We start from the raw sequence: 24,458 nt of genomic DNA on the forward strand, positions 1-24,458 counted from the left end.
CGCCCGATCTCGACTCGGGCGGGGCGGCTGGGCGGGGCGGCCGGGCTGTTCAGGCCGCCGTAGCGCCGGCGGGTGCGCCGGAGGGCGTGCCGAGAAGGACCGGCACCTCCTGGTGCCCGTTGGAGATGAACGACTCCAGCGGGACCAGCTCCGCGGCGGGGACCGCCAGCGCGAGGCCGGGGAAGCGGTCCAGGAGCGCGGGCAGCGCGATACGCGCCTCCAGCCGGGCCAGCTCGGCGCCGAGGCAGTAGTGCGCGCCGTGCCCGAAGGCGAGGTGCTCGCGGCGCTCGGGCCGGGTGACGTCGAAGAGGTCCGCGTCCTCCCCGTGCACCTCCGGCGCGCGGCCGGCCGCAGCGTAGTTGATCACCAGCGGTTCCCCGCGGCCGAAGGTCAGCCCGCTCTGCGGGTCGTGCAGGTCCTCGACGGGGAAGCGCAGGATGACGGTGGCGACCGGCGCCTGGTGCCGCAGTGTCTCCTCCACCACGTCGCTCCACACGACCTCGCCCGAGCGGACCAGGGCGAGCTGCTCCGGGTTCTCCAGCAGGTTGACCACCATGTGGTCGAGCAGGTTGACCGTGGTCTCGTGCCCGGCGCCGATGAGCAGCAGCAGGCTGTCCAGGAGCTCCTGCTCGGTCAGCCGGGTACCGGTCTCGTCGTCGTGCGCGTCGATCAGCGCGCTGGTCACGTCGTCGCCGGGGTGTTCCCGTTTGAGGGCGACCAGTTCGGCCAGCAGCTGGTAGACGGCCGCGCCGTTGGCCATGGCCTCCTCCTCGCTGATGCCGGTGGCGAACAGCCCGCCGATCTTCTCCCGGAAGCCGCCGTGCAGCTCCTCGGGGACGCCCAGCAGGGTGTTGACGACCAGCAGCGGCAGCACCCAGGCGAACGCGGCCCGCAGGTCCACCGCGCCGTCCGCCGCGTCGCCGTCCGGTCCCTGCTGCTGCCGCTGCGCCAGTTCGTCCAGCAGCGTGTCCGTGATCCGTTCGACCGCCGGTGCCAGCGCGCGGATGCGGCGGGCGGTGAAGGCGGGACCGATCAGCCGCCGCAGCCGCGTGTGCTCGGAGCCGTACGCGGTGAGCGCGTTGCGTGCGTCCACCCAGATCCGCAGCGGCCACTGCTCCGGAATCTCCCCGTCGATGTAGGCGGGCCAGTGCTGATGGGCGTCCTTGGAGATGCGGGGGTCGGTGAGCAGCCGGCGGATCAGGCCCGGATCGGTGACCGACCAGCCCTCCAGCCCGCCAGGCAGTTCCACGCGCGCGGCGGGACCGAGGGCGCGGAGCTGCCCTGCCTCGGCGTGGATGTCGCGTGCGCTGGGGTCGAGGCGGTAGGGGCAGCCGGCGGCGGGGGTCCGGGCGTCCATCAGTTTCCTCCTGAAGTGCGGGCGGCGGGCGGGAACGTCACCGGAAGACTGACCCAGCCCGAGTGGAAGGTGCCTGGTCTGCGTTCGAGCTGATCGGGCCGGACGGCGAGGGCCAGTTCGGGGAGGCGGTCCAGCACGCGCTCGACGGCGGTCTCAGAGATGACGCGTGCCAGGTCGGGGACCGGGCAGGCGTGCACGCCCGCGCCGAAGGCCAGATGGGCCCGGTTGCCCGCGCGCTGGTCCGCGGCGGGGGCCAGCGCCGGGTCGCTGTTGGCGGCGGCGAAGCTGATCAGGATCGGGATGCCGGGCCGCAGCTCGACACCCAGGTAGCTCTGCTGCCCCAACGCGTAGAGCGGGGCGTAGTTGGAGACCGGCGGGTCCTCCCACAGCACGTGGTCGAGCGCGTCCCCGACCGGCTGCACGCCGTTGAAGACGTTGCCGCTGAACCGGTCGTCGGCGATCATCAGCAGCAGCGCGTTGGAGATCAGATTGGTGCACGGGCTGGTCCCGGCGCCCACCAGGAGAAGGATCTGGTGCATCATCTCCGCGTCGGTCAGCCGCGCCTCGTGTGCCACCAGCCAGGAGGTGACGTCGTCAGCGGGATGGTCACGCTTGAGCTGGGTCAGCGCGAGGCAGGCGGCCTCCAGTTCGACGTTGGCCTCGGCGGCGTCCTGGGTGGTGTCGAAGAGCTTGGCGATGCCCTGCACGATAGCCAGGCCCACGTCGGGCGGGCTGCCGAACATCTCGATCAGCACCTGCATGGGCAGCGCGTCGGCGTAGTCGGTGATCAGGTCGCAGTGGCCGTCGGCGGCGAACCTGTCGATGAGCTGGTCGGCGACGCGCGCGACGCCGGCCTCCAGCGCGTGCGTGTCGACAAGCTCCAGGCTGCTGGTGATCGCGCCGCGCAGCCTGGAGTGGGCGGTGCCGTCCAGCAGCATGGCGTTGTGGCGGGGCCCCATCATCATCAGGACCGGGCTGTCCGGCGGAATCTGGCCGGTGCGCAGCGCCTCCCAGTGGTGCGGGTCCTTGGCGAACATGTCCGGGGTGTTCCGCAGCAGGTGCAGCGCGGCCCGGTACGTGGTGGTCACCATGCCGTTGACGCCTTCGGCGATCTCCACCGGGGCGATCGGGCCGAGGGCGCGCAGCCGGGCGTACGTGGCACGGGGGTCGGCGGCGAACTCCGGCCCGTACAGGGGCAGGGGGCGCTCCGCGCCTCCGGTGTACGGGCAGGCGCCGGCGGCTGCCCGCCCCGGGGAGGCGGTGGGCGGAGTGGTCATCGGATCGGCTCCGGGTGACGGGTGAGGAGGTACTCGACGAGCTGTACGAGGGCCTGCTTGGAACTGTCGCGGCTGCGCGCGTCACACAGCACCAGCGGCGTGTCCGGCGCCAGGTCCATCGCGTCGCGCAGCTGCTCGGTGCCGTAGGAGGGGGCGTTGTCGAACTCGTTGACGGCGACCGCGTACGGCAGCCCGAGGTCCTCCATGCGCCCGATGATGTGGTAGCTGTCGGCGAGCCGGCGGGTGTCGGTGAGCACCAGGGCGCCCAGGGCACCCCGGGTCAGGTCGCTCAGCACGTTCAGGAAGCGCTCCTGCCCGGGGGCCCCGAAGAGGTACATGACCAACTCGTCGCTCAGGCGCAGCCGTCCGAAGTCCATGGCGACGGTCGTCTCCGTCTTCTCGGGCAGGCCGCGCAGGTCGTCGTGGTGCACGCTCGCTGCGGTCATCACCTCCTCGGTACGCAGCGGGCGGATCTCCGAGAGCGTGCCGACGTAGGTCGTCTTGCCCACGCCGAAGTGTCCGGCGACCACGATCTTCACGACCGTCTCGTCGCCGCGCAGGTGCGTGCCCGCGGCGGATTCAGAGTGCGCGGAGTCCCGCAAGGACTGCCTCCAGTAGCTCTCGGTCGGGGTTCCCGGCGGTCAGGACGGTGGCCCGGGTGGTGATGTGACCGCTCTCCATCAGATCGGCCAGCAGGATGCGCAGCACGCTCAGCGACAGCTGGAGGTGCCCGCCGATCTCGGCGACGGACAGGGCGCCGGGCCCGCACAGGTCCACGACGCGGCACTGCTCAGGCGTCAGGCTGCTGCGGGACAGGCCGGCGGAGGAGAGCATCACGAGGGTGATGTGATCGAAATGATTGCGGCTCGGAGCGGACCGGCCGCCCGTGACGACGTACGGCCGCACCAGTCCCCGGTCCCGGCCGACCCGGGGCCGGTTCATGACTCCAGGCCAGTCGCGCCCCGTGCGGCGATGGCCATCTCCTGGCCCAGCCGGTCGACGGTCTTCTCCATGGTGTACGAGATCGCCTCCACGTCCGCGTTCTTCCCGGCCGACAGGGCGAGATAGGTGCCCGGCCCGGCGGCCATGAAGAAGAGGTAGCCGTTGCCGTACTGGATCATGGTCAGCTCCCAGGGGGCGTCGCGGCAGTCCGCGAACTCCGACGCCTCCCGGCTGAGCGACTGCATGCCCGAGACGGCCGCGGCCATCCGGTCGGCGAGATCGCGGTCGAGACCCGTGGAGGTGGCCGCCACCAGACCGTCCGAGGTCAGCAGCAGCGCGCGCAGCGTGTGGGGGAGGCGGAGCAGGTGCTGGTCCAGTATCCAGCCGAGGCCGCTGAGACTCGTGCGAGCGGTGGTCATCGCCCGTGGTTCCTCTCGTCAGGGGTGTCGGGGGTTTCGGGGGAGGCGGAGCCCTGCGCGGCGCGGCGGCCCCGTGCGAACGCCCCCAGCGTGCGGCCGGAGCCCGTCGGCGGTCGCATCGCGGGCGCCTGCGCCACTTCGGGCAGCGGTCCGCTGCGACGGCGGCGCTGCGGGAGGCCGTCGGGGCGCTCGTCGAAGGACTCCGCGCCGGGCGAGCCGAACGGGCCGGCCGGGTGCGACGGCGCGGGGTCGGCGGCCGGGGGAGCGGGGGCGGGTGCGAGGTCCGCCAGGGGGACGTGAGGGGCTGGCGGCGCGGCGGGCGCGGGTACGGCGGCGCGTACGGGGGCTTCAGCGGTGCCGGCAGCCTCGCCCGGCAGAGCCTCCGGCGCCGCGCCGGACCCGGCGGTCCCGGCTCCGGCTCCGGTCTCGGCCCCGGTGCCCTGCGCCGCAGGTGTCACCAGGAGGTCCTTGGGCAGATAGAGCACCGCCCGCACCCCGCCGAAGTCCGACTCCTGCTCCACGCTCGCCCGGAAGCCGTACCGCGCGGCCAGCACGCCGACCGCGGCCAGGCCGAACTTGGGCGGATTCCGCAGCCGCGTCAGACGTACCGGCTCCTGCCCCGACAGCAGCCGCGCCGCCGTCGCCTTGTCCTCCGGCTTGAGCCCCACTCCGGCGTCGTCGATCATGATGCTCAGGCCGTTGTGCGCCTGCACGAACCACACCTGCACGTCGGAGCCCGGCTCCGAGTGCCGCGCGGCGTTGTCCAGCAGCTCGGCGACGGCCAGGACCACGGGCTCGACGGCCCGGCTGGTGACCGCGAACGCCGGATCGCCGGTGATCTTGACGCGCTGGAAGTCGCGAATCCGCGAGACCCCGCCCCGTACGACGTCCAGCACCGGCGCCTCGGTGCGCTGGCGGCCGGGCCAGGAACCCGTGAGCACGGCCACGATCTGGGCACGGCGGCTGAGCTGGTTGCTGGCGTGGTCGATGGTGATGGCGTCGGCCAGCACCTTCTCGTCGTGGTGCCGCTCGATCATCGTGAGGATTGCGCTCTGCTGCTCGGCCAGCAGCGCCTGCATCGATCTCGTGACGGTCTTCACCGCGGTCTGGGTCGCGCCCTCCGCACGGTCGGCGGCCTGCTGCGCGACCCCGATGACGGCGCCGATCAGCGACTCCCGGGCCTGCGCGAAGGGGGTTTCGGCCAGTTCCTGGTGCAGCAGCTTGGGGACGTCGACCCGCTGACCGCTCCACAGGGCGTTGACCAGCGTGGGCAGTTGGTGACCGGCCAGGTGGTGCGCCTCGTCGTCACGCCGGTGCAGGGCGGCCTGGAGTTCTTCGACACGTCTGGCGGCACGGGACGCGGCCTTCCGCTGTCGCTGAGCTGTGAGCCCGGAGATGATTCCGGCCGCGGCCAAAGCCACCACCAGGAACCACAGGAGGGCGTCCGTTATCTCTGGGGGCATCAGATCCTCGTACGAGCAAGGCAACAACCGGAATCGCGCAGGCGGAGAACCAGATTCGTCCAATCCGCGTTGACACGCAGGCAGCAGACTAGACCACTTCTCAACTGGGAGGGCATGACAGATCATCAAATTAGTCAAGAACGCAAGGACATACGTGCCTGATCGCCCGTACACACCCTGATCCGGCACCGTGGCCGGGAGTGTTCGCCGGGCGCCGCGAGCCGGTTGTACCCCCTCGGGGGCCGCGGGGCAGGCCCTACGGACGTCCTCGCGGGCCCCACAGGAACGCGGCCTGCGCGCGCAGCAGCCCGGCCAGGCCGCGGAGGATCGCGGGCCGGTCGGCGGGCGCCGTACCGGCGAGGGAGAGCACGGCGGCGAACCCGTCCGCACAGGGCCGCGGCCCCCTGGCTCCGTCCCCCTCACTCCGTCCCCTGCCCCGACGCGGCCTGCCCCAGGGGCTGTTCACCCCTGGGGCGGGTGCGACGAGGACACCCCCTGGGCGGCCCCGGCCCGTCCACGCGAGCGCTTCGCGGGGCTGCGCACGGCGTAGAGCCCGGTGATGAGGCCCCCGTCGACGCGCACCGCCACCACGGTGTCGATCTCGCCGCCCAGCCGGAGCACCAGCGCCGGGTACGTGTGGACCCGTCCCGGCCGCAGCGACGCCCCGGTGATCCGGCCCAGTCCGACCGCCAGCATGCGGGCCACCGTGTCGGCTCCCACGATGGGCCACAGGACGGCGTGCCTGCTCCCGCCGCCGTCGCTGAGGAAGACGACCTCCGGCGCGAGGAGGCCGCGCAGGCGCCGCAGATCCCCCGTTTCGACCGCCCGTCGGAACGCGTCGAGCGCGGCGGGCGCGGCGGGCGCGGCGGGCGCGTCCGGGGGGCCGGCCGCCGAAACGATCCCGCGCGGCGGCCGCACCGCGACGTGCCCCCGTACGCGGCGCACCAGGCGGCGCGCCACGCGGCGGACCGCCCCCGGCCGGGCGCGGGCCGCCCGCGCGTCCACGGCGCCCTGGGCGCCCGGCGGTTCACTCAGCCGGGAACCGGCACCGGGCACCTCGTACGGGCGCCGCGCGGGCAGCCGGGTCAGCGCCCGCCCCGTGGTGATCCGGAGCAGGCGCGCCCGCCGGTCCTCCACCGCGCCGAGATCCGCCCCCGCCGACCGCAGCCAAGTCTCCTGGAGCACGTCCTCCGCGTCGGCGGCCGAACCGAGCAAGTCGTAGGCGGCGGTGAACAGCAGATTGCGATGGACGACGAACGCCTCGGTGGCAGGGTCCGCACGCCCGTCGCGAACGAGCTGCCCGGTCGTGCCCTGTGCGCCCTCGCCCGTCACCGACTCCTCGCTTCCGTCCGCTCCCGATCGTGTCACGCACCCATGACGTCGGAGCCCGTGCCTTCTGTGACATCCCCGGCCCCGACCTCGCCGTGCGCTACGGCGCGTGGCTGAGTGCGCTCACCCGCAGGGGAGTTGCTCCCGGCGGGCAGGTCGACATCCTCCCAGTCCACGCTGGGCGCGCCCGCCAGGGGAGTGGTGTCGAGGTACTTCACCTCGTAGACACGCTCGGTGAACTTCCAGCCCTCCGGGGTGCGTTGGTAGCGGTCGTGGAACACGGCGTAGTTGACGACGCACCTGCCGTCCCGCTGGCGTCCGAGCTCGTAGATGTAGTCGCGGCCGGAGGCGGTGTCCCCGTGCAGCTCGATCACGCCGAGGTGGCAGTTCTGCACGAAGTACTCCCAGTCCTCGGCCAGCCGCCGGCACCCGGCGAGGATCTGTTCGCGGCCCAGGAGATCGATGCCGACGTCGGGCATCCGCCACACCGCGTCCTGCGTGAAGAGCGATGCGAAGCGTTCGGGGTCCTCCATGTTGGCCGCGTCCGCGTGCTCGCCGCGCAGCGCCTCGATCTCCACGCGGTCGGCGATGGCGTTCAAGGCCTTCAGATCTTTCATGGTTCCCTCTCCGTCGTACCGGTCCGTTCAGCAGTACGACCACGCGGCGCGCCGGAATGTGAGGCGCAGCGTGCGGCGGCCCCGTGGCGGAAGCGGCGCCCAGACCACGAATCCGGCCAGGGGATCGGCTGCCCGGGGCGGACTACTGCCCCTCACGACCGAGTTCCCGGACCTGGCCGGGGAGATCGTGCGAGAGATCCCCCGTGATCAAGACCCGCTCCCTGCGGTGCGCCCTCAAATTTTGATGACGGTGACCCGCCCGCGGCAGAGCGCGGCGAGATCCTCGGGGTCGGAGGTGAGAACGGTGATGGGGCCGGGGGCGGCCAGCGCCGTGGCGCTGAGCATGGCGTCGATGGCGTACTTGTGGCCGTGCAGCCGGGCGTCGGCGAGGAGAGCGGCGGCGTGCCGGGCGATGGGCTCGGTGACCGGTTCGATGATGAGACGGGACAGCGTCCACTCCAGGGCTGGGCGGTTGATGCGTGGGTGCATCACTTCGACGAGGGTGGCCGCCGAAGTGATCACCCGCAGGTCGTCGGCGCGGGCGAGGGCGAGCCAGCCGGTCACCGTACGGTCGCGCAGGACGGCCTTGGCCAGCCCTTCGCTGCCGAGGACCAGGGTGCCGCCGGGGGTGGGCGCGGAAGAGCGGGTCACGCGGCGTTCGTCCCGCCCGGCATTTGCTGCTGGCGGGCCTGTTGGAGCTGGTCGCGCAGGACCTGGATCTCTTCGTCGGTGACGGGCCCGTGCTCGGCCTCGGCGACCTGGATGAGCTCGTTGAGATTGTCCCGCTCGATCTGGCGCGCGACGGCGCCGGCGACATAGGCGGACAGACCCGACGGGCCGCTGCGGGCCTTGGCGGCCTCGGCGATATCGCGGGGCATGGTTGCTGCTTGGATGATGTGGCCACCCTGGACGTGCGCTTGCAGAAGGGTGGTGGACGTGTGCCTCCTGGCAGCACAAGAAAGGCTCTGACCTGCGTTTCCGCTGGTCAGAGCCTTTTTCCGGAGTGCCCCCGGCAGGATTCGAACCTGCGCACACGGCTCCGGAGGCCGTTCGATTCCTGAGTGTTTCCCCTGGTCGCGGCGATGTCTGACAGGCCGTCAACGGCGCGGTCCCGTGCATGTCCCGCGAAGTTGAGATCGGTGCATTGGGGCCTTTCGTCGACTATGTCGCATGTCGTGTGTCCCGCGAGCGCGATCGGATGACACCTGGAAATAATCCCGCCGTTCGGCGTGTTGGACTTCGGCACTGCGGAGAACGGGAGGGGAAGGTGCCGGGCAGCCTGAAGCTGTTCCACACGAAAGGCGGCGTGACGGAGGTCGCGCCGCGTCTTGCTGACGTCGAGGCAGACGTGCAGGGCCTCTTCGAGGCGCACATGGAGACGATGCTGGGGGTGCGGTTCCTGGCGAGCGAGTACGTGATCGACTGTGTCGAGGGCGGACGGATCGACTCGCTCGGGATCGACGAGAACGGCGCACCGGTGATCGTCGAGTACAAGCGCGGCGTGGATGCCGGTGTGATCAACCAGGGCCTGTACTACATGTCCTGGCTCACGGCTCACCGGAGCGCCTTCGAGTGCCTCGTCCGCGACCGACTCGGGGCACCAGCCGCCGCCCAGGTCCTGTGGAGTGCGCCCAGGCGGATCTGCGTGGCCGGCGACTTCACCCGCTACGACGCCCACGCCGTGCGCGAGCACCGGCGCAGCATCGATCTGGTCTGCTACCGCTACTTCGGCACCGAGCACTTCGGTCTTGAGACCGTGGCCTCGGTCACCGGGCAGTCGCCCGTAGCGGGGCGGACTCGCCGACGCGCGGCCGTGCTTCCCTCGGCTCGAAGGCAGGGCGGGGCGATGCCGGAGCTGGCTGCGGCCGTCGACGAGGTGCTTCGCGGCCTCGGAAGCGGCGTCGCCCGCGTCCAGCGCAAGCAGTACGCGGCCTACCGGCGGCTGCGGAACTTTGCCTGCCTCATGCCTCCCCAGCGGGCCAAAGTGCTGGTCTACCTGAAGGCCGATCCGAAGGAAGTGGGTCTCGTGCCCGGGACCTGTTCCAGCTCAGCTATGCCGCGGCGTGAAGGAACAGAGGCACGCATTGCCATGAGCGTTTCACGGGTGAAGGTGTGGATCGTTGGTGTACGGCCTTTCGGCCGGCGGTCAGGAGCGGCGGTGGATCTACAAGTATTCGGCGGATCTCCGGTTTCGGTAACCGGGGATCCGCAGCTATGGTGCCGTGTCCAGCCTGCCGGTTTCGGACGCTGGTCAGGGACGGTCAGGCGATGCCGGTCATCACCGTGAGCGGGCACACCCACCGTTTGGCGGCCCATTCTCGCCCTCGCAGCGGTCCGCGCTGCCCGCGGTCTTCCGGGTGCGCGGATGACGGGCTCGGCGCCCGGGGGCGTTCTTCGGTCTCTGGCTGTGTGTGCTGGGCTAGCGTTTGACGCGGTTGCGGACGGCCAGGACCGCCAGGCCCAGGAGGAGGGGCTCGGTGACGCGGGAGGTCATCTCGATGTAGGTGCCTGCGGTGGTCAGGTCCTGGCCGGAGGAGCGGAACACCACCGAGTTGGGCGTGGCGTTCAGCGCCTTCTCGAAGCGCACGCCGGTGAACCTTTCCCCTGTGGGGTTGCGCGGATCAGCCTTGTCGATCTCGAAGGAGACCTTGCCTCCGCCGGGCGGTACGGTTCCGGTCACTTCCTGCTTCGGAGAGTCCTGGGGAAGCCCGAAGCCCATGAGCAGCACGACGGTGACGAGCATGGCCGCGGCGATGGAGGCGCGCAGGCCGTAGCCGGAGAGCATCCAGTAGTCGTGCAGCAGCCCTCGCTCGGCGCGGGCGGTGCCGGTGCGGTCGTGGCGGCGCATCTCCATCTCGCCGTAGTAGAAATCCGCCGCCCCGGCTCGTTCTTGCTGTCCTCCAGCGCGCACCTTGCCATGGCGACGGTGGCCTGACGGCGCCGGAGGGGACGGCGAACGACCTGCGACTGTCGGGCGCCGTCACGGGCGGACATCCCGCGACCGGCCCGGAGGCGACGAGCAGTGTCCCGGTGCAAGGTGTCCACGCTGGCCGCACCGCCAGCTCATGACGTCCCGCTGCGTGCTGGATTTCCCTGCGGCGTCGGGGAACTGCCCACCGGCGTCCGGGTGCCCTCGGCCCGGACCTGTCCCAGCCCGGTTCATTACCCGGTAATGATCGCCGGTTTGAGTGGAACCTCCCCGCAAGCGGCCGGAGGACCTGGCTGAAAGCGGTGCCGATTACTGCTGCCACTCGCATCGCCGCCACTGTTGAACCCGCTGCGGGGCCGGCGGTCCCTGACACGCGCGATCCTGTTGCGGCCCGGCGGGGTGTTCAACGAGGGCGATCACCCGGCGGTCCGGAAAGCATGAGGTCATGGCGGGCGGCAGACACCATGGGGAGCACCTGAAATGAGAACAATGGATACGGCATGCCCTCGACGGGTATCCGGCAGAAGGGGATCGGAGGCGGTCGGGCGCTCCGTCTACTGAGCTGCCGCGAAGCTCTGACCGGCCCCCGGTGGGCAGCGCCACTCCGAGGGTAGCTGGGTGAGCGGCGCCAGTATGGCAATCGCCGGTGAGAATCGACAGTAACCAGCCATTCAGGGCTCCATTGACACCGCGAGACGGCGCCCGTTAGCGTATTTTCACAACGGTTCGGGGTGGGCATCGTGCTGTCTTAGTTCGTATATCTGATATCGATTGGTGAGGATGGATCGAGACTGCTTCGGGCACTTGGTGAAAATTCAAGATCAAGGAGGCATGATGCATTACGAAGTTTCCAGGCCCGCAGGGCCCGAGGGTCGGGAGCGCGTTTCCGACCGGGCGTTCCAAGTCCTCGGGATCCTGCAGAAAATGGGCCCGGGACCGCACGCTCTCAGCGCCATCATCAACAGGACGAATCTGAGCCGATCCACCGTGCAGCGAATCATTCAGTCCGGGCTGCGGGCAGGGGTGATCCTCCAGGTGCGACACGGTCACTATGCTCTCACCACTCCTCCCAGAGAACCATCCGCGGCACCGGCGCGGCAAAATTCACCGTGTGCGGGAAATCGCAGAGCGGCGCGCGCCGGAATCCGTGCGCATCCACATCTTCCGACCGCCGCGACACGTGCCGAATTAGGGGCGCTGTGCGGCCGGTTGGGATACACCGCCTGTCTGCATGCTGCGATTCTGATGGGTGCGCCCGCACATATCTGTGTGGAGAGTTTTCCGGGATCGAATGGTATGCCGCCGCACGGCGCGTTGGTGACGCCACGGCCGCTGAATGCGGATGCTGCGGGAAGGTCCATTCTCGCCCATCTCGACCTGCCGGGCGGACTGGAGGCGCAGCGTGAATTCAGTGTGCGCGGCTACTTACTCGGTCCGGGGCCCGCCCCGGACTGGCTCATGATTGCCATTTCGCTTGTCCAGTCCGGTGTTCCCGTGGGGGCCGTCAGTGTCATGGGAAGACAGCCGGTGTTCGAGCAGGATGTCCCGGCTGCGGCCGCCGCGCTCAGGGAGAGCGGCGACCGGCTGAACCACCTGGTGTATCAGTGCCGATGACCTGACCCCGGCCGGTTTTCACTCCCCACACCCACGCATGAGAGAGGCTCCTGTGGACTACGTATCCGAGTTGCGCGCCCTGGTGGGCACCCGTCCGTTGATCCTACCCGGCACTTCCGTCCTCATCCTGGACGGCGAGGGCCGAGTACTGCTGGTCGAGCGCACCGATATTCCCGGCTGGGGTCTGCCCGGGGGGCTGATGGAGCCCGGTGAGTCGTTCGAGTCGGCGGGCCGTCGTGAGGTGAGAGAGGAGCTTGGGATAGGTCTGGCCGAGCTGCGCCTGCTCAACGTCTTCTCCGGACCCGACTTCTATTTCCGATACGACCACGGCGACGAGGTGTTCAATGTGACGGCTGCTTTCACTGCGGCCACCCACGACCAGCCGCAGGTCAATGAATCGGAGCTCCGCAGCGCCGTATTCTTCCCCATCGACGCACTGCCCGCGCACATCATCGCTCCGGAGCTGCCCATCCTCCATCACTACCGTTCGACGGTTACGGCTCTGTCCTCCTCCTGACGTTCTCGGCGCTCAGGCTCGATGGGGCCGCTCCGGGCGCGTGGGCTCAAGTCGCCCCTTGTCCGCCTACCCCCGTGAGGCCAGTTCGCCAGCATGGGCGTGGATTCGGTCCACGGCCTGGCAGACGCGATCGACGATCTCCGTCGGCATGTGCGAGTACAGCGGCAGCGTGAGCGCGCGCTCGGCGAGCCACTCGGTGGCAGCCATGGTTCCCTCGGTTCCGGTGTTAAGACCGTCGACCGCGTACTTCCAGTACACGCTCTGCCGGTGCAGCGGCGGGTCGAAGTAGGGGCGCGTCGGTATCCGCTCGGCGGCGAGCGCGTCGGCCAGCTGATCGCGTTCCAGGCCGAATTGAGCGGCGTCCACGACGACGCACAGATCCTTGTACACACTGCTTGCCCCGTCCGGTATCCGCTGGAAGGACAGTCCGGGCACATCCTTGAGGCAGTCCCGGTACCGCTCCGCGAGCCCGCGCCGCTGCTCCAGCCAGCCCGGCAGGAGCGGCAGGCCGCTCCTGCCGATCGCCGCCGCGAATTCGGTGAGCCGTCCGTTGAGGCCGAGCAGGACACTGTCGTACGAGCCGGGGTTCCCGTAGTTTCGGGCTGTGCGCAGCGCTTCGGCGAGCGCGCCGTCCCGTGTGGTGATGATGCCTCCCTCCCCTGTGGTGAAGGGTTTGGTGGGGCTGAGGCTGAACACCTCCGCGATGCCCTTGGAACCGATGCGGCTGCCGTCCGGATAGGTCCCTCCGAAGCCGTGCGCTGCGTCGATGACGAGCGGGACCGCCTGTTCATCGGCGATACGCTCCAGCGCCTCCATGTCACAGGGGGCGCCGAAGGTGTGTACGCCGAGGAGTGCCGCCGTCCCACTGCCCATGGCGGCGGCCGCGCGATCGGGGTCGAGTGTGAAGGTGTCCCGGGTGATGTCTGCAAAGACGGGCCGCAGACCGTTCCAGAGCACGACATGGCCGCTCGCGATGAAGGTGAAGCTGGGCAGCACCACCTCGCCCTCCAGATCGAGGCAGCGCAGTGCCAGCATCAGCCCGGTGGTGCAGTTCGACACAGCGACGGCGTGTTCCACACCGACGAACTCCGCGACCTCCCGTTCGAACGCGGCCACCTGTGGCCCGTTGGTCAGCTGACCGGATGCCAGGATCTCGCCCAGTGCCGCGTGCAGGAGCGGATCGTCGTTCACGGTGGGACGGGCCATCGGCGTCTCGCTCTCCAGCAGCGGGACGCCACCGAGCGCGGCGGGCGGGGAATTCCTCAAGGGTGTTTCCTCTCTGGTCGGTAAACCCGAGAGGCAGCGCGGCGCCATCGGGTCGCGGGTTCTGAGGACCGGTCGGTGCCGTGTGGTCCGATCGGTGCGGCACGGTCATCCGTGCTGTGGTCCGGTCGCGGTTTCTCGGGCCGGTGTGACGGCGCGGGATCCCGGGGAGCGGCCCAGGGGGCGTCGGCCGGGAGACCCGCAAGGAGTCCGTCGTGCCGGTTCATCCCATGTGCGTCGGCTGAGGCGCCGGCACGCACGGAACATGCGGTGGTGGTCCGGCCCGCGGGGCGCGGACCCGGCCGGTGCAGGCTTGGCGGCAGCATGTGCCCGGCCGGCCGGAGGGCTCCGTAACCCTCCCGCCTTCGGTGGACCCGGGTGGATCCCGATTGTGAAGCGACCGGTGGCGGCAGGGAGTTTCCCCGGTTTCGTAGAATTCGTCCATGACTCTACTTTCGCCGTTCACGGATATTCGTCCCTCTCTCGCCTCTCATCGCCGAGAAATCCCCTTCCGTCTCCGGTCAGCAGGAGTTGATTGCCCTTCTGTACGATGGGACGCTGCCCCCGGGAACGGTATGCGTCAACCCCTTCCCGCCGAGTGAGGTCATCCGTTGACCCAATAAGGTGCGGACCGCGTGAGAAATTGCAGGGGCGGTCCGGCCGGGCGCTATGAATGCTCATCCGCCCCGAACGGGTGCATCGGCATCGTGGGCCCGGGAGGAGGCTCGGTGTCATCGGGACCGATGCCGGGCGGCCCGGGGCCGGTGGGGGCAGCCGGTGAGCTCCCGGTCGCCACCCCCCTCCCGTCGCTCGGCTCTCGTGTCCGGCGGGTCCTTCGAGCGGGATTTCGGCAGCTCCGGGGGTGCTCGGGCTGGCCGCAGCACCGGGGGTGAGGGAGGGTTCCCGGCCGATCTCCCGATGTGCGCACAGCACGGGGTGCACATCGTCCGGGCTTCGGCTCGGCCGGGCGGCGATGCCCGCTGAGGGCCTAACGGAACCTGGCGAGTCGAATGCAGCGACTCCCGGCCAATTTGCATGGATTGCATTCTCATATTTCGCGGACGTGCATCTTTCGCCGGTCTCCGGTCACCCCTTGCGTATCGTGAGGTCATCGGTTGACCCGATGCATTCCCGGCTGTTGAATTCCTGCGGCCCACCTGCTTGTCTGCTAACCCGTAACCGCCGTCGCCCCGGATGCCCGGGCTCTTGCGTCGAACTCGGGTACTGCCCGCATCGGATGCTCCCGGCACCAGCTCTCCCGACTGGAGGACAGCTTGCGCAGCTATTCGTCGGGCCGGGGTGCGTGCACCGCGCAAACGGCGGATTCACTCCCCGGCCCGGGACGCGGCACTGGAGGTGCCGCTTCCACCCGGCGCAGGGAACGGCCGGACGAGTGGTGCCCGGCGCGCTGTGTCGGTATCGGGGCGAGGGAAGCCGGGGTGCGGCCGTGGGCCGTGTTCACGGACCCTCTGCCGAGCACCCCGACGCGGGCTGACTGCTCATTCCAGATCCCCGGGCCCGGCGCGCGGCCGTCGCCGTCCTCGCCCCGGGTGCGGTGGATGCTTCGCCGCCTTTCCGCCCGCTACCCCGCCGGCTGGATCCGGCCTGTGAAGCGACCGGCCCGCCCGCGCGGTGGTCGCCCGTACCGCGCCCGCCCGTCGTGGTGCCCTACTGCCGCTCCAGTGCCCAGTCGTTTCCCACCCGTTCACCAGAGGAGTGTGCGTCATGTCTGATTCATCCCTGGAAAGGGTGTACCTCGGGATCTCGCTCGGTCCCGTCGACCCCTCCGTGGCCGCTGTACGGGCCGGCCGGGTCGTCGCCTACGCGGAGGAGGAGCGCTTCGTCCGGAACAAGCATGCCGAGGGGGTCTACCCGATCCGGTCCCTGCGCCACTGCCTGAAGGAGGCGGGCGTCCGGCTGGACGAGGTCGCGGCGGTGGGGGTGGGCTGGGACCTGCCCGCGTACACGGATGGGACAATGGCGAAGTTCTACTCCCGTCTCGCCGCAGAGGAGGGGACGGAGCCCGATCAGGCCACGCTCGACTGGCAGGCGGGGACGCTCAGGACCTACAACGAGACGGCGATGGAGCGGGTCCACCACCGCCACTGGCGAAAGGAGTTCGGCGATCTACGCTTCCCACCGCTGAAGTCGTCGCCGCACCACTACACCCATGCCTTCCAGGCCGCCATGGAGTCCCCGTTCGAGACGGCGATCACACTCAGCGCGGATGGCTCCGGCGATGAGCACACCACCGTGGTGTGGGTGAAACGGGGTACGGATCTCACGCCCGTCCGTGAGATCCGGATTCCGCACTCGCTCGGCTGGTTCTATGCGGCTTTCACCGAGTACCTCGGCTTCGACGCGTACGACGGCGAGTACAAGGTGATGGGTCTGGCGGCACACGGAGAGCCTGACGCCCGCCTGCGGGCGCTGGTGGCGCGGGTACTGACCGTTGCCGACGACGGCGTCGAGTACCGGCTCGACCCCGCCTACATCCACCGCGGCGAGCACTCCTGGTCCGGCCGCTTCACCGACGCGCTGCCTGAACTGCTCGGAGCGCCCCCCCGGCTGCCCTCCGAGGAGATCACCCGCCGGCACATGGATCTCGCGTTCGCCGTGCAGAGCGCGCTGGAGGAGGCCGCCTGCCGCCTCGTCACCTGGGCGGTCGGGGAGACCGGCATCAGCACGGTCTGCATCGGCGGCGGTATTGCCCACAACGTGAAGATGAACTCCCGGATCTTCGAACTCGACTGCGTGACCGATGTGTTCGCCCATCCGCTCTGTGCCGACAGCGGTGGCGCCGCCGGAACCGCGCTGGTGGCCTGTTATCGGGAGACCGGAGCCGTCCCGCCGCCGCTGACCACGCTGGCGCTCGGTCCGGAGGAGGACCCCGCAGACATCGCAGAGGTGCTGCGCAATGCCAAGGTCCCCTTCGAGGAGCCCGCAGACGTCTTCGCCGAGACCAGCCGGGCGCTGGCGGACGGGAAGATTGTGGGCTGGATGGAGGGCCGCCTGGAGGCGGGCCCACGGGCCCTGGGCCAACGCAGCATCCTCGCCGATCCCCGTACCGTCGCGACCCGCGACAAGGTCAACGAGGCCGTGAAACAGCGTGAGCTGTGGCGTCCCTTCGCGCCCGCGATGACGGCCGCGGCGGCGGAGCGCTACTTCGAACGATTCACCGACTCCCGGTTCATGACCATGGCCTTCAGCGCCAACGCCGCCCTGAAACGGGATGCCCCGGCGGTCGTCCACTCGGACGGCACCTCGCGCATCCAACTGGTTCACCGGGGCTCCGGACCGCAGCTGCACCGGCTGCTGAAGGAGTTCGAGCGGGTCACCGGAGTCCCGGTGCTGCTGAACACCTCGTTCAATGTGCGCGGGGAACCCGTCGTTAACACTGCGGAGGACGCACTGCGCACATTCTGGGCCACGGGGCTCGATGTGCTCGTACTCGGCGCGAAATTCATCGTGCGGAAGGGATGAGGAAGCCAGATGACCGAGCGGATCCTGGTGGTCGCCGCGCACCCCGACGACGAAGTGCTCGGCATGGGAGGGACCATCGCCAAGCATGCACTGCACGAGGGCGCCACGGTCACCGTGCTCTGTGTGACGGACGGCAGCTCCAGCCAGTACCCGGACGATCCTGTCGTCCTCAAGACCAAGCACGAGGAGGCCAGGCGGTCCGCCGAACTCCTCGGAGTACGCGCGTATCTCCAGCGCGATCTTCCCGACATGCGTCTCGACACCACGCCGCACGTCGACATCAATGCTGTGGTGGAGGACGCGGTCAGGGAGCTCGCCCCGCGCACCGTGTACACCGTGCACCCGGATGTGAACCTGGACCACCGTGCCGTGTTCCGTTCCGTCATGGTCGCCACCCGCCCGCGCCCCGGCGGGCCGGTGCGCCGGGTGCTGAGCTACGCGCCGACATCCAGTGTCGAGTGGACGCCGCCGTTCGAGGCGACCTTCACCCCCACCTGGTTCTCGGATATCACCGCCACCCTGGACATCAAGGTGGCCGCCTTCGAGTGCTACGAGACGGAGACCAGGCCATGGCCGCACCCCCGTTCCTCGAAGGCCATCCGCGCGCACGCGGCCGCCTGCGGCAGCGGTGTCGGCCGCGAGGCAGCCGAGCCCTTCGTCCTCGTACGCCGGATCCATGACTGACCGGGCGGCCCGGCCCTCCTCCCGCACCCTGACGCGCGCCCAGCGGGCGATCACCGATCTCATGGACGATCTCGACCGTGCCGATCCCCTCCACGAGGCTCAGTTCGCTGCTCTGGAGACGGTGCTGTCCCTGCTGCGCGCCGACAGTACGCACACAGGCCGCTCCGGCAACGCCATCCGGCTCCTGCGCGAGGCGCTGGGCTCTGCCCGGGCCACCGTTGTCGCCACCGGATACGCGCTGACCAGGACGGATGACCTGCGTAGGGCGCGGAAGGAGGCCTCGTGACAGACCGGTCCGCCGCGCGGTCACCGCACATGCCTGAGTCGGGCGCCCGGACCGCTCACCGGCGGCGGACCGGTCGCGCTGGCACCTGTACCTCCGGCGGGCGGCGCACACTTACACAGCACTCACGAACCACCAGGCACGAGGGGTGACATGGGCTGGACCTTTCAGGCTTTCGGACCGCTGTCGGTCACGGGTACCAATGGCCGAGTGGTGTTGAAGTCGTCACGCGAGCGTGCCCTCCTATCCCTGCTCGTCATCAACGCCAATCAGGCGAGGTCCATCGACTACCTGGTGGACGAGATCTGGGGCGAGAATCCGCCGAACACGGCGCGTAGCCAGGTGCACGCCTGTGTCTCCAGTCTCCGGCGCAAGTTCGCCCAGGCCGGACTGAAGGACCGCATCGCCACGCGGACGACGGGCTATGTACTGGCAGTGCGGCCGGATGAGCTGGATCTCGGCGCCTTCGACGACGCACTCACTGCGGCACTCGAACGTCTCACCACGCATGCGTCACCCGCCTCCGTGCGCGGCTTGCGCAAGGCCGTTGAGATCTCCGCCGCCGTGCCCTTCGCCGATGTGGACAACGCCTCGGTGCGCGCCTTCGCTGCCCAGGTGGCCGAGCGGCGCACGGACGCGCTGGAGGTCTGCATCGGCGCGGAGATCGAGCTGGGCAATCCGCACGGTGTACTGCACGAGCTGATGGCCCTGATCGCCGAACACCCTTTCCGGGAGAGTCTGCTGGAGCTGTACATCACGGCCCTGCACCGGGTCGGCAGAAGGCCCGAGGCACTGGAGGTCTACCACCGGGCGCGCCGGAGTGTCGTGGAGGAGTTCGGTGTCGAGCCGGGGGTGCGGCTACGCGAGCTCTACGGGCGGATCCTGGCCGAGGACGACCTGGTCCCGGATGTCTCCGCCGGCCCGCCCGCGGGCAGGGCCGAGCTTCCCGTACCGCATCTGCTGCCGCCCACCGTGGGGGACTTCGCGGGCAGGCGGGCGGTCCTGAAGGAACTTCTCGAGAAGACCGGGCCCACCGTCTGCGCGACCGGTGCCCGTCCACGTGCGACGGTGATCGTGATCTCCGGACCCGCGGGGGTGGGGAAGACGACCCTCGCGGTGCATCTCGCACACGAGTTGATGGAGCGCTTCGGCGGTAGCCAGCTCCACGCCGACCTTACCCGGGAACCCCCCTCCGTGACCCCGGCTCGGGTGATCGAGCGCTTTCTGTACACCCTGGGCGCACTCCCCGACGAGCGCACCGACTGCGACGACCATGTGTCGCTCTACCGCAACGCCCTGGCCGGGCGCCGGGCCATCGTGTTGCTCGACGGCGCCCGGGACGAACGCCAGATCCGGGCCCTGCTGCCCGGCTCCCCTGAGTGCGTGGTGATCGTGACCAGCAGAAGCAGACTCGGCGGACTGCCCGGCGCCGAACGGGTCAACCTGGAGGTCCCCGGCACCGGCGAGGCCGTGGAGATGCTCACGGCCATGCTCGACGACGGGCGCGCTGGCGACGACAGCTCCGGAGCCGTGACCCTGGTGAACATGGTCGGCAGGCTGCCGCTCGCGCTGCGGGCAATCGCGGGGAAACTCAACGCCCGACCCTACTGGACCCTCGCCGACGCGATCGCGCTGCTGCTCGACCCCACTCGTCAGCTCGATGAACTCTCCTACGGCGGGGTCAGCGTACGGGGGAGCATCCTGCGCGACCACGGCGAACTCGACAGCGACACCAAGCGGCTCTTCGCCCGGCTCGCCAGGTACGAGAACGCGGACTTTCCCGGGTGGCTGCCGGGCGTTCTGCTGGACGATGCCGACGACTGCCACGATCATCTCTACCGCTTACTCGATGCTCAGCTCGTCACGGCCCGCCGGGTGCGGTCGGAGACGAGATACCGGCTGTCCGCTCTGGTGCGGTTGGTCGCCAGGGAGCGGCTCCGCGAGGTTCCGCCCGAGGAGCAGCACCTCGCTCTGCGCCGGGTTTTCGACGCTTGGATCCATTTGCTGAGACGGGCCTCCGGAGGCGGCTCGGGACCTCACCAGCCGGGGGCGCCGGTGATCCTGCACCCTCGGCTGGCGAGAGCAGCCAGGGAGGCCGAGTCCTCCCCGGCCATCTGGTTCGAAAACAACCGGCCGGAGTTGCTGGCGATGGTCCGACAGGCCCACCGCCTCGGTGAGGACGACGCGTGTTGCGCACTGGTGGCGGGGATGACCCCGCTGCTGAGGGCGGACCGCCACCCCGGCGACTGGCGGGAGTGCCGGAGCCACGCGGTATCGGCGGCCTCCCGGTCCTCGGGAGACCTCGGCCCGTCGCCGGTGGATTTCCCGGCGGGGCGACCGCCCTTCCGGCGGAACCTGTCCGGCACCGGAAGCCAGCTGCGCTGACCGGACCGACCCCGGGTGACGGCGCCCCGGCACCGTCACCCGCGGGACCGTTCAGCCTCCGGGCCCGGAGGCTGAACGGTCCCAGTGTCCGGTTCCGCCCCGAGATGCCCCCTGGTGCTCAGCACGAGTACGACGCAAGCCACCGCGCTGCCCGCGCCCAGGGCGATCGCCGTCTCCAGATCGAGCATCCCCAGACTGAGCGACCCGGACGCGAACCCGACCGTCTGCACGACATGGGCGACGGAGAAACCCTCGGACCGGCGCGATCGCGGCAGCACCCGCTGGAGGTTGACGGAACCCACGGCCAGCAGCGGACCGGTGCAGAGCCCGACCAGTACGAGACCACCGATCAGCGCGGGCCGGCCGGCGTCGAGCGCTGTCAGACCGCCGCCCACGGCCAGGCCCGACAGGAAGAGCACGGCCCAGGCCGTGCCGGCACCACCGCGCCAGGCGAACAGCGCGCTGCCCACGATGCTGGCTACCGACAGCACCCCGATGAGCAGCGCCGCCGCGCCCTGACCCGCGCCGGCCCGCTCCGCCAGCGGCAGCGCACCTACCTCCAGGGTGGACAGCAGATGCCCGATGGTGAACAGGCACCCCAGCCAGCCGACCGTGCGGAGCCAGGCGATCGGGGCCGCATCCGCGCCCGGTTCCTGCGCGACGGCGGCCGTGCCCGACCCCGCCCTCGGCAGGAGAAGAGAACTGACCACGAACGCGGCGGCCATCCCAGCCATGGGAGCCGTCGAGTGCCCGCTGCCCAGGGCCACGGCCAGCGCCGGCCCCGCGATGATCCCCGCCTCCAGCAGGATCGCGTCGACGCTGATGGCGCGCAGCAGCATGCTGTCATCGACCGTGCGCGAGAGCAGGGTGCGAAAGCCGGCGGACAGACCGCCCGCGGTGACACCGCACATTCCGGCCGCCACCAGAAGACCCCAAGTGGGCGCGCCCGCCAGCGCAGCGCCTCCCACCGCGAGCGCGGTGAGGGCTGAGCTCCACAACAGGACATGCAGGCCCCGGCCCGGCCCCGCGCGGTCGAGGAGCCGTCCCACGGGGATCGACACGGCCAGTTGGCCGATCACGAACGCGACCATCATCACGGCGCCCGTCCGGTAGGAACCGGTCGTGGCCGTGGTCAGTGCCGTGAAGGCGAGCGGTGCCATGGTGCTGGGGAGCCGGCTGAACTGCGTGGCCGTGGACCACCGCCAGTATGGCTTGTGCCGTAACAGGGATGGCCGCGCGCTGTCCGGATGTGTCGTCGTCACCCGGTGAACGTGGCACCGGGTCGCCCTTGCTGCTAATAATTCGGGTAGAGCCGAATCTTCCGGAGCCGCAATGATCGAGTTCATGCTCACTCCGCTGGGTGCGCACCGGGTGCGCTTCGCGGTCTCGCCGCTCGAGGAGCTTCTCGCCGCCCTCCAGATCGGACTCGGGCTGCGCGGCCATCCGCCCGGGGTGGCCCGACTCGATGTGGACGCGATGGCCGGCCTGCCCATCGCCGAGCTGCTGTCCGTACTCGGGGATCCGCACTACATCTGCGAGTTTCTCAGCCCGCCGACCACCGGCCCCGGCACAACAGCAGAGGCCCAGCTGGCCGAAGTGCGCCGCACACCGGCGGCGCAGGTGGCGACCGAGCTGGATACCCTGAATGTCGACACCGGCGGGCTGCGGGCCGACCCGGGAGGCGCCCGCGATCTGCTGGCCAGTCAGCTGGAGATCGCCTGGCGGGAGCTGATCGCCCCGCGCTGGCCGGTCCTGCGCGACATCCTCCATGCCGACATCGGCTTCCGCTCGGGCCGGCTGGCGGCGGGAGGGCTGGACGCGGCGATCGACGGACTCCACCCCGACGTCCGGATGGCCGAGCGCGCGGGCACCGACGCCGTGGTCGTCCGCAACCCGGCACGGGCGAGGGTCCCCTTGGACCGGCGTGGGCTGCTGCTGGTGCCGAGCGTGTTCGCCTGGCCGCGCACCAGTGTCATCGCTGTCGCGCCGTGGCAGCCGTCCGTCATCTACCCCGCCCGCGGGATCGCCGGCACGGGTGCGGTCCGGCCCGACAACACCGGACTCGCCCGGGTGATGGGACGTACCAAGGCGGGGGTGCTGACCGCGCTGGACGAGCCGATGAGCACATCGGCCCTCGCCCGGCTGCTCGGGCTGGCCCCCAGCACCGTCTCCGAGCACCTAGCCGCACTGCGCGCCGGCGGACTGCTGACGCCCGCCCGGCGCGGACACGCCGTGCTGTACGCGCGCACACGCCTCGGCGACGACCTGGCACGCGGCTGACCGCCGCCCCGCGCTCCACCACACCGTGATACGGGGGGGGTGCGCGCTGCTCCATAGCCGGTCGATAGCCCCGGCACAGCCGCGGGGACCAGTATGTGAAGCGGCATTGATCGAATGCCGCAGTACACAGTCAACCGCCACTGGAGACGAGATGCGTGACGATGCCGCTGACGCGGAGCGCTGTCGAGTCGTCGTCAACGACGAGGGACAGTACTCGGTCTGGCTGCAGGACCGGGACAGCCCGCCGGGCTGGTTCGACGAGGGCACCATCGGGAGCAGAGCCGAGTGCCTGCGCCGGATCGAGAAGATATGGACCGAAATGCGTCCGCTGAATCTCGGGGCGCGTACCGCTTGAGCACGCTGCCCCGTTCCGCAGGGCACATCCGTTCATCGTCGGAAGGTTTGACCGTGACGTTCCGTAAAGACCGGCTCATGGTTCCTGGACCAACCCCGCTGCCCGACTCCGTCATCGCCGCCGGTGTTGCCCCGATGGCCGACGAGCGGACACCGGAGTTCGCCGCACTGCTCACCAGGACACTGGACGGCCTCCGGGCGCTGGCCGGCTCGGCCGGCGACGTCCTGATCTTCACCGGCAGTACGACCGGTGCGGTCGAGAGCGCGGTGCAGAATCTGTTCTCCCCCGGCGATCGCGTGCTCGTTCTCAACAACGGCTCGTTCGGGGCGCGGTGGACCGCGCTCTGCACGGCCTTCGGTCTCGACGTCGTCGAGGAGAGCGTGCCGTGGGGACGGGAGGTGGAACCGTCCGTCGTGGAGGCGAGGCTGGCGGCGGACCCCGGCATCAGCGCGGTGATCGCCGTCCACTGCGAGACCTCCACCGGCGTCGTCGCCGATCTGGCCGCTCTGGGCGCCGCGACCTCGGACGTACTGACCATCGTGGACTCCGCGTCCGGCTTCGGCGGCTGCGAGATCCGCGCCGACGAGTGGGGACTGGACGTGGTGATCAGTGGTTCCCAGAAGGCACTCATGGCACCACCCGGAGTCTCCTTCGCCACCGTGAGGGAACGGGCGTGGCGCTGGCACGAGCGGGCCCTGCTGCCGCGCTTCTACTTCGACTGGTCCACCGCCAGGGACAATTTGAAGCAGGCCGTCCCGCGCACACCGTGGACGCCTGCGGTGGGTGTCCTGGTGCAGCTCGACGCGGCGGTGCGGGCCTGCCTCGCCGAGGGAATCGATGCCCGGATGGACCGGCACATGAAGCTGGGCAGGCTCGCCCGGGCGGGACTGACCGGACTGGGGCTCAGCCTGCTCACCCCGCCGGACGACCGGAACTCCATCGTCACCGCCGGGTACGTCCCCCACGGGGTCGACGCCGAGAAGCTGGTCCGAAAGGTCTTCGAGCGGACCGGTGTGCAACTGGCCGCGGGCAACGGACCGTTGGCCGACAAGGTGGTCCGGGTGGGCCACTGCGGGCACATCGACGCATGGGACGTGATCACTGCAGTCGGGGCGCTGGAGAGCGTCCTGTGGTCGGCGGGCTCCGCGGTTCCGCCCGGAGCGGGCGTGGGCGCGGTCATGACCGAGCTGGCCGCCCAGCAGGCGGCGCAGGAGAGCACCCGGCTGGCGGTTCCGGAGTCCGTGCGGGGTGGCGCGTGACG

General features: G+C 70.2%; 22 protein-coding genes, 1 tRNA gene and 1 pseudogene. 10 read left to right on the forward strand and 14 right to left on the reverse strand.

Annotation, left to right across the window (positions count from 1 at the left end):
• Positions 1-49 precede the first annotated feature (49 nt).
• The 11 genes from H299_RS0108425 to H299_RS39530 form a co-directional block, all read right to left on the reverse strand.
• Entirely contained in the window at positions 50-1,357 is a 1,308-nt protein-coding gene (locus H299_RS0108425; RefSeq protein ID WP_027748059.1) for a cytochrome P450, read from the reverse strand.
• Positions 1,357-2,634 carry a cytochrome P450 gene (locus H299_RS32895; RefSeq protein ID WP_051262232.1) on the reverse strand — a complete coding sequence of 426 codons (1,278 nt, stop codon included), beginning with the start codon at positions 2,632-2,634 and terminating at the stop codon, positions 1,357-1,359. Before H299_RS32895 ends, H299_RS0108425 begins: the two co-directional genes overlap by 1 nt.
• Entirely contained in the window at positions 2,631-3,236 is a 606-nt protein-coding gene (locus H299_RS0108435) for an ATP/GTP-binding protein (RefSeq protein ID WP_037758145.1), read from the reverse strand. The genes H299_RS32895 and H299_RS0108435 overlap by 4 nt, the downstream gene beginning before the upstream one ends.
• A complete protein-coding gene (locus tag H299_RS0108440) occupies positions 3,214-3,576 on the reverse strand; it encodes a DUF742 domain-containing protein (protein ID WP_027748061.1) in 363 nt (120 codons plus the stop codon). The genes H299_RS0108435 and H299_RS0108440 overlap by 23 nt, the downstream gene beginning before the upstream one ends.
• The gene (locus H299_RS0108445; RefSeq protein ID WP_027748062.1) at positions 3,573-3,995 is read right to left on the reverse strand and encodes a roadblock/LC7 domain-containing protein; all 423 of its coding nucleotides are present in this window, start codon (positions 3,993-3,995) and stop codon (positions 3,573-3,575) included. Before H299_RS0108445 ends, H299_RS0108440 begins: the two co-directional genes overlap by 4 nt.
• Positions 3,992-5,458, reverse strand: coding sequence for an ATP-binding protein (locus H299_RS0108450; protein WP_037758147.1), 1,467 nt, complete (start codon positions 5,456-5,458; stop codon positions 3,992-3,994). The genes H299_RS0108445 and H299_RS0108450 overlap by 4 nt, the downstream gene beginning before the upstream one ends.
• 462 nt (positions 5,459-5,920) lie before the next feature.
• Positions 5,921-6,826: a sigma factor gene (locus tag H299_RS32900; RefSeq protein WP_078512562.1), complete on the reverse strand. Its 906-nt coding sequence runs from the start codon at positions 6,824-6,826 to the stop codon at positions 5,921-5,923.
• A complete protein-coding gene (locus H299_RS32905; protein ID WP_078512563.1) occupies positions 6,823-7,404 on the reverse strand; it encodes a nuclear transport factor 2 family protein in 582 nt (193 codons plus the stop codon). Before H299_RS32905 ends, H299_RS32900 begins: the two co-directional genes overlap by 4 nt.
• A 234-nt stretch (positions 7,405-7,638) precedes the next feature.
• A complete protein-coding gene (locus tag H299_RS0108470) occupies positions 7,639-8,055 on the reverse strand; it encodes a PIN domain-containing protein (RefSeq protein ID WP_027748064.1) in 417 nt (138 codons plus the stop codon).
• Positions 8,052-8,282 (reverse strand): CopG family transcriptional regulator, encoded by a 231-nt coding sequence (locus H299_RS0108475; protein WP_037758149.1) that lies wholly within the window; start codon positions 8,280-8,282, stop codon positions 8,052-8,054. The genes H299_RS0108470 and H299_RS0108475 overlap by 4 nt, the downstream gene beginning before the upstream one ends.
• A 126-nt stretch (positions 8,283-8,408) precedes the next feature.
• A tRNA-Arg gene (locus tag H299_RS39530) sits at positions 8,409-8,485 on the reverse strand.
• 186 nt (positions 8,486-8,671) lie between these two features.
• Here H299_RS39530 and H299_RS32910 point away from each other — a divergent pair.
• Entirely contained in the window at positions 8,672-9,691 is a 1,020-nt protein-coding gene (locus H299_RS32910; RefSeq protein WP_486587192.1) for a transporter, read from the forward strand.
• Positions 9,692-9,823: 132 nt separating this feature from the next.
• Here H299_RS32910 and H299_RS0108485 read toward each other — a convergent pair.
• Positions 9,824-10,317: pseudogene (locus H299_RS0108485) on the reverse strand (pentapeptide repeat-containing protein); the annotation flags it as partial.
• An 847-nt stretch (positions 10,318-11,164) separates the two neighbouring features.
• On the opposite strand from H299_RS0108485, the gene H299_RS38145 reads away from it, so the two are divergent.
• Positions 11,165-11,947, forward strand: coding sequence for a helix-turn-helix domain-containing protein (locus tag H299_RS38145; RefSeq protein ID WP_158692291.1), 783 nt, complete (start codon positions 11,165-11,167; stop codon positions 11,945-11,947).
• 52 nt (positions 11,948-11,999) lie between these two features.
• Complete coding sequence (locus H299_RS0108495) at positions 12,000-12,464, forward strand: NUDIX domain-containing protein (protein ID WP_027748068.1); 465 nt, start codon at positions 12,000-12,002, stop codon at positions 12,462-12,464.
• A gap of 66 nt (positions 12,465-12,530) precedes the next feature.
• On the opposite strand, the gene H299_RS32915 is transcribed toward H299_RS0108495, so the two are convergent.
• On the reverse strand, positions 12,531-13,730 hold the full coding sequence (locus tag H299_RS32915) for a DegT/DnrJ/EryC1/StrS aminotransferase family protein (protein WP_037758151.1): 1,200 nt from the start codon (positions 13,728-13,730) through the stop codon (positions 12,531-12,533).
• A 1,722-nt stretch (positions 13,731-15,452) separates the two neighbouring features.
• On the opposite strand from H299_RS32915, the gene H299_RS0108505 reads away from it, so the two are divergent.
• The 4 genes from H299_RS0108505 to H299_RS0108520 all read left to right on the forward strand — a co-directional run bounded on the left by H299_RS0108505 (position 15,453) and on the right by H299_RS0108520 (position 20,562).
• Positions 15,453-17,210: a carbamoyltransferase family protein gene (locus tag H299_RS0108505; RefSeq protein ID WP_486587193.1), complete on the forward strand. Its 1,758-nt coding sequence runs from the start codon at positions 15,453-15,455 to the stop codon at positions 17,208-17,210.
• Between the two features lie 9 nt (positions 17,211-17,219).
• Positions 17,220-17,894: a PIG-L deacetylase family protein gene (locus H299_RS0108510; RefSeq protein WP_027748070.1), complete on the forward strand. Its 675-nt coding sequence runs from the start codon at positions 17,220-17,222 to the stop codon at positions 17,892-17,894.
• The gene (locus tag H299_RS0108515; protein ID WP_027748071.1) at positions 17,887-18,180 is read left to right on the forward strand and encodes a hypothetical protein; all 294 of its coding nucleotides are present in this window, start codon (positions 17,887-17,889) and stop codon (positions 18,178-18,180) included. Before H299_RS0108510 ends, H299_RS0108515 begins: the two co-directional genes overlap by 8 nt.
• A gap of 207 nt (positions 18,181-18,387) precedes the next feature.
• Positions 18,388-20,562: an AfsR/SARP family transcriptional regulator gene (locus H299_RS0108520; RefSeq protein WP_027748072.1), complete on the forward strand. Its 2,175-nt coding sequence runs from the start codon at positions 18,388-18,390 to the stop codon at positions 20,560-20,562.
• A gap of 35 nt (positions 20,563-20,597) precedes the next feature.
• Here the strand turns inward: H299_RS0108520 and H299_RS32920 are convergent, their stop codons facing one another.
• Positions 20,598-21,722, reverse strand: a complete 1,125-nt coding sequence (locus tag H299_RS32920; protein WP_199782408.1) for an MFS transporter — start codon at positions 21,720-21,722, stop codon at positions 20,598-20,600.
• 172 nt (positions 21,723-21,894) lie between these two features.
• Here H299_RS32920 and H299_RS0108530 point away from each other — a divergent pair, with 172 nt between their 5' ends.
• The 3 genes from H299_RS0108530 (at position 21,895) to H299_RS32925 (ending at position 24,456) form a co-directional block, all read left to right on the forward strand.
• Complete coding sequence (locus H299_RS0108530; RefSeq protein WP_027748073.1) at positions 21,895-22,842, forward strand: winged helix-turn-helix domain-containing protein; 948 nt, start codon at positions 21,895-21,897, stop codon at positions 22,840-22,842.
• Positions 22,843-22,993: 151 nt separating this feature from the next.
• Positions 22,994-23,197, forward strand: coding sequence for an MbtH family NRPS accessory protein (locus tag H299_RS0108535; protein WP_027748074.1), 204 nt, complete (start codon positions 22,994-22,996; stop codon positions 23,195-23,197).
• A 77-nt stretch (positions 23,198-23,274) separates the two neighbouring features.
• On the forward strand, positions 23,275-24,456 hold the full coding sequence (locus H299_RS32925; RefSeq protein WP_158692292.1) for a pyridoxal-phosphate-dependent aminotransferase family protein: 1,182 nt from the start codon (positions 23,275-23,277) through the stop codon (positions 24,454-24,456).
• Positions 24,457-24,458: the final 2 nt, after the last annotated feature.

Source organism: Streptomyces sp. CNH287 (genome assembly GCF_000424825.1).